The organism is Rhodococcus sp. EPR-134, assembly GCF_001647205.1.
Lineage (GTDB): Bacteria > Actinomycetota > Actinomycetes > Mycobacteriales > Mycobacteriaceae > Rhodococcus_F > Rhodococcus_F qingshengii.
Genome location: NZ_LVCT01000655.1, coordinates 1 through 6,115 on the forward strand (window position 1 = coordinate 1; position 6,115 = coordinate 6,115).

The 6,115-nt window shown below is 63.0% G+C and carries 1 protein-coding gene; it reads right to left on the reverse strand.

The genetic code is table 11. From position 1 onward, the window contains the following. On the reverse strand, positions 1-6,115 hold a 6,115-nt coding region (locus tag A2J01_RS28545), incomplete at both ends, for a non-ribosomal peptide synthetase (RefSeq protein ID WP_156519432.1).

A 6,115-nucleotide genomic window follows, 5' to 3' on the forward strand; every position in this document is an offset into this window, starting at 1 on the left:
ATCCAACAACAACCCACCCACAACCGGACGAGACGTGTCGTTCCACGACTCGAGCACCAAAGCACGCTCAGACACAGTCATGACCTCGACGTCACCGACTGCAGTAGACGGCGTTTCACCGATTTCGGTCAGCAGAGTCTCGAGGCGACCCAGCAGGGCCTGCGCGTACGACTCGTCGAAGAAGTCGGGTAGGTAACGAAGCGTCAGGTGCAGTTGGTCGTCGAGACCGATCAGCAGTGTGAGCGGGTAGTTCGTGGAATCGTCGGAGGCGACATCGTCGATCACCATGCCGTCCAAGAACTCTGCCTGCGCTGCAAGACCGTCACGGTCGACCGGGTAGGACTCGAAGATCACCAGAGTGTCGAAGAGTCCGCCGACGCCCGCGGCGCTCTGCACATCGGTCAGGCCGAGGTAATGGTGATCGAGCAATCCCGCCTGTTCGATCTGAACCCGAGAGAGCAATGCCTCGACGGACTCGGCCAGATCCAGTTGGACACGCACGGGCAGCGTGTTGATGAACAGGCCCACCATCTTCTCGACGCTGTCGAGTTGTGGCGGACGGCCGGAGACCGTGGCACCGAAGACAATGTCCTGGCGACCGGTCATGCGTCCCAGCAGAATTGCCCAGGCAGCCTGGACGATCGTGTTGGCGGTAACGCCGGTCCTCGATGCCAAACCGGTCAGTGTCGCGGTCACCGATTCGCTGAGCGAGATCTGCAACTTCTGCGACAGCGCACTGAATTCCTGACCAACGACGGTGGGAGCCAACAACGTCGGCTCTTCGACGCCGCCCAGCGCTTTCGCCCAGGCATCCATGGACACACTGCGATCCTGCTGGACCAGCCACGCGAGGTAGTTCCGATAGCTCAGTGACCGCGTCTGAGCGGGAATGTTCCCACGCATGGCGTAGTGGCCGAGGAGCGTCTGGAGCAGCAGCGGCATGGACCAGCCGTCGAGGATGATGTGGTGGTTTGCCACAACAAGGCGGTATTCGCTCGCCGCGATCTTGATCAGCGTGAACTTGATCAACGGCGGGTTCGACATGTCGAAGTGCGTGGCCTGGTCCTCGACAAGAATCCGATCCAACTCGCGGCGTCGTTCTTCGCTGTCAGCGATTGTGGTGAGATCCAGTTCGCGCCACGGCACCTCGATGTCACCGAGAACTACCTGGACCGGCGTACCCGTTCCGTCGACCACAAATGCGGTGCGCAGGTTCGGGTGACGATCGATGATGGCCTGTGCTGCGGCGTGGAGGCGATCCGCGTCGACGCGGCCGGACAGCGAGAGAACCATCTGCACGGAGTACAGGTCGACGGTCGACTCGGCCATGACAGCGTGGAACAGCAGACCCGACTGCAGCGGAGCCAGCGGCCAGACGTCCTGCACAGCGGGGAAACGCTGCTCGAACCCGTCGAGATCCCGCTGGGTCAGCGTTACCAGCGGCACGTCCGACGGCGTGAGTCCGCCTGCGCCGACGGCCTGTGCGTGCTGCGCCAGCGCTGTGAGTGCTCCGACCCACAGGTCGGCCAGGGCTTGCACCTCGGTGGCGCTCAGCAATCCGTTCGGGAAGGCAAACGATGCTTCGAGCACCGCGCCGTCAGGGCCGTCGTTGACGATGGCATTGATGTCGACAACCTTGTTGGCCGGCATGTCCGGGTCTTCCGGCGCAGCGACATCGGAGAAGTCGCGTGCCGGAATCCATCCGAGGCCTTGCGCTGCAGCCGGAATATCCTCCGCCACAATGCGACCCAGGTAGTTGAAGCTGACCTGCCCGCTGCTCAGCTTCGACAGCTCAGTGCAGGTGTCGTCGTTGACGTACCGCAGCAGTCCGTAGCCGACACCCTTGTCGGGAGCGGCGAGCAACTGCTCCTTGACTGCCTTGATCGCCGCTCCCGCAGCAACTCCGGCGTCGAAGGCGTCGTCGATGTCGATACCGGCAAGGTCGAGGGCGACGGGGAAGGCCGCCGTGAACCAGCCGACGGTGCGTGAGAGATCGGCACCCGGGACGACGCCCTCTTCGCGGCCGTGGCCCTCGAGCTGGAGCAGTGCCGCTTCGGTGTCGATGCCCCGCTCACGGCGCCAGCGCACCAGTGCCAGAGCAAGTCCGGCCAGCAAACCGTCGTTGGCTCCGCCGCGGAACACCTCGGGCAGAGTTGTCAGCAGGGTTTCAGTGACGCCTGTAGGCACCTCCACGCGCACACGCTCGACTGTTGCCGCAACGTCGACGGACGGATCGAACGCCCGCGAACCGAGAATCGGGTCTGGAGTCGACAGCGTCTTGCGCCAACGTGGCAGTTCTGCCAGTCGCTTGTCTGATCGTGATTCCGCAGCGAGCGAGTGCGCCCAGGTACGCATGGACGTGCCCGTCGGTTCGAGCACGGGTGCACTTCCGCCACTGCGCTGAGCCCACGCGGAAATCAAGTCCGGCACGATGATTCGCCAGGAGACGCCGTCGACGATCAGGTGATGCGCAGCCATGATCAATCGGCCGGTGCGTGTGTCACCGAAGTCGATCCACACGAACTGAGCCATGACACCGGCGGCCGGATCCAACCGGCCGAGAGCGTCGGCGAGAGCACCCGATGCGATGGCCGTCAGGTCTGCGCCCGAAATCGCGGGGTCCACCAGCACCCGTCGCACCAAAGAATCCACGTCGACGGTTCCGGGCGCGGACACAGCCATGCCCGGACCACGCTGATCATCGACCAGACGCGAACGGAACATGTCGTGGTGATTGATGACGGCAGCCAGTGTGTCGACAACACCGGTCCGGTCGATGCCGAGCGGCAACTCCAGCGTCAACAACTGGTTGAAACGCTGGAAGCTGCCGGGCCGTTCGAACATGAATCGCTTGATCGGCGTGAGCGGCATCCAACCGATGCCGCCGCCTTCGATCTCGGCGAGAACAGTGATCGCATCGGCGTCGGAGCCGAAGTCGGCAACCTCTGCCAACTCAGCCACCGTCTTGTTCTCGAACACGTCCTTGGGCGTGAACAGAACACCGCGGGCCTTGGCCCGGGACACCAACTGGATCGACATGATCGAGTCTCCGCCCTGAGCGAAGAACGAATCGTCGGTACCGATCTGATCGAGGCCGAGAACGTCGGCAAAGACCTCGCTGAGGACGCGTTCCATCTCGGTCGTGGGAGCACGGAACTCCTTGACCTCGAATACCGGCTCCGGCAAAGCCTTTCGGTCCAGCTTGCCGGCCGGGGTCAGCGGCATGTCGGTCAGAACCATGATCGACGCAGGCACCATGTGCGCCGGGAGGGTGCGTGAGACGAACTCGCTCAGATCCGCCGAGCTGACAGCAGATTCCTTGCCGACAAACACGTACGACACTAGCGCCGGAGCACCGGACGCCAAAGTGGTGCCCATCGTCGCGGCGAACTCGACGTCCGAATGTGCCGTCAGTGCCGCGTCGATCTCACCGAGCTCGATACGGAAGCCACGGATCTTCACCTGGAAGTCGTTGCGGCCCACATACTCAACCTGATATTGGTCAGTCCAACGCACAACATCACCGGTGCGGTACATGCGCTCACCGGGCAGGCCATGCGGGTTGGCAACAAAGCGATCCGCGCTCAATCCCGGGCGGCGATGGTATCCGCGGGTGACCTGGGGACCCGACAGGTACAGCTCACCGGCAACACCGACGGGGACGGGCTGCAGACGCGTGTCGAGAACAAACGCCGCCATGTCGCCGATGGTTCCACCGATGGTCATCCGGTCGCCCGGCATCAGCGGCACACTGACGTTGGTGACGATAGTGGTCTCGGTGGGACCGTAGACATTGAGGAACGTACGTCGACGGTTCGGCTGATCCGCCCACTTGGCCATCAGCTCCGGCGAGTACGCCTCGCCGCCGACACCAACCACCTCGAGATCGTTCAGGCCCGACGGATCCATGGAAGCCAGCGCCGCGGGCGTGATGAAAGCGTGTGTGACGCGTTCGGACTTGAACAGCGCGGTCAACTCGTCGCCGCCGAAGATCGACGTCGGGACGATCACCATGGCAGCGCCTGTCGCGACAGCCAGGAACAGTTCGAGCATCGACGCGTCGAAACTCGGCGACGCGAAGTGCAGCGTGCGGGAGTTCGGCGTCACCAGGTAGTGCTGTGCCTGCGTTGCACTGAAGCTCGCGAGGCCTGCTCCCGTAGCAACAACACCCTTGGGCAAGCCTGTTGTGCCCGAGGTGTAGATCACCCAGGCCGGATGCGCCGGAAGGACGGGGCGCACACGCTCATCTTCACGAATCGGTGAACTATCCTGCGCTGCCATTAATTCCGCGCAAACAGCACTGTCGATCGCGAGCCACTCCACGGTGTCGGTAAGCCCTGCGAGTTCAGCTTCGAAAGTCAGACCGACCGAGACGCCCGAGTCGGAGACCATATGCGCGATGCGGTCGGCCGGGTAGTGCGGATCGATGGGAACAACGGCGGCACCTGTCTTGGATACCGCCCACACCAGCAGGACCGATTCGATGGAACGCGGAATCGACACTGCGACCAGGTCTTCGGCGCCCAGACCGCGAGCGATCAGGACGCGGGCGAGGCGCGACGACCACTCGTCGACCTCGGCGTAGGTCATCGACCGATCCTGGTAGCGGAGAGCTTCGTTGGAGGGATACTGCAACGCGGTCTCGGCCAGGATGTCGGCCAACGGCTTCGGCTCGATGCCCGAGGACGCTCGGCGACTGGTCAATTCGATACGCTCAGGCGCTTCGAGGATGTTGATGTCGCCGACGGCCTGCGTCGCATCCACGGCGACGGCCTCGAGAATCCTAGTCAACCGCTCGGCGAAGGAGACAACTGTCCCCTCGTCGAAGAGATCCGTCGCATAGGTGAAGGTCGCAGTCATGCCGTGACCATCGGCAGCTTCCACCAGGGTCAACTGAAGGTCGAACTTCGCTACAGTTTCCGCGATATCAAATTCAGTGATATCGAGTCCCGGCAACGTCAGGTTATTCTGCCCCAGGTTCTGGAATGCCAAGGCAACCTGGAACAACGGGTTGTGTGCCTGCGAACGAACCGGATCGAGTACCTCGACGATCCGCTCGAACGGCACGTCTGCGTGAGCGAAAGCCGCGAGATCACTCTCACGCGCCGACGTCAGCAGATCGAGGAAACGCATCCCCGGATCGACGTCGGTACGCAGCACGAGCGTGTTGACGAACATGCCGATCAGATCGTCGAGCTGCGCTTCACCGCGACCGGCGACCGGGGTGCCGACTGCGATGTCGGTGGTGCCGGACAACCGGGCAAGAAGTGTTGCCAACGCCGAGTGCATCACCATGAACAGCGATGCCTGGTGCTCGCGACCCACAGCGGCCAGTCCGCGGTGAACATCCGCGGAAATCGGGAAGCTGTAGGTGGCTCCCCGGCCGGTGAACACGGCTGGACGCGCGCGGTCACTGGGCAAGGTGATCTGGTCCGGAACTCCGTCGAGAGCTTTGGCCCAGTAGCCGATCTGCTCTGCGAGTACGGATTCCGTGTCACCCTCGGAACCGAGAACCTCGCGCTGCCACAACGAGTAGTCGGCATACTGCACCGACAACGGCGCCCAGGTCGGGGCTTGACCCTGTGAGCGGGCGTAGTACGCGGTCATCACGTCGCGGATCAACGGACCCATCGAGAAACCGTCGGTGGAGATGTGGTGAATCACTATCGCCAGTACAAACGAGTCCTCCGCGAGCTGGAAGAGCTTGGCCCGCAATGGAACCTCAGCGGTGACGTCGAAGCCTGACGTGACGAAGTCCGTCACCGCCGCCACGATGTCGGATGCTTCGATTTGCACGGGAGCCAGATTCACCGGAACTGCCGCCACCGGCAAGATCCGCTGGTAGCCGGCACCGTCGACCTCGGGGTAGACCGTGCGCAGAACCTCGTGACGCTTCAACACGTCCACGACAGCGTCGTACAACGCCGCCTGATCCAACTCGCCAGTGAGAGTGATCGCCATCGGAATGTTGTTGGCTGCCGATTCGCGGTCCAATTGGTTGAGGAACCACATGCGCTGCTGCGCCAACGACAACGGAACCCGAACCGGACGCACCTGCGCAGTCAACGCCGCACGTGAACCGCCACCGACATGAGAACCCAAACGAGCAGCCAAC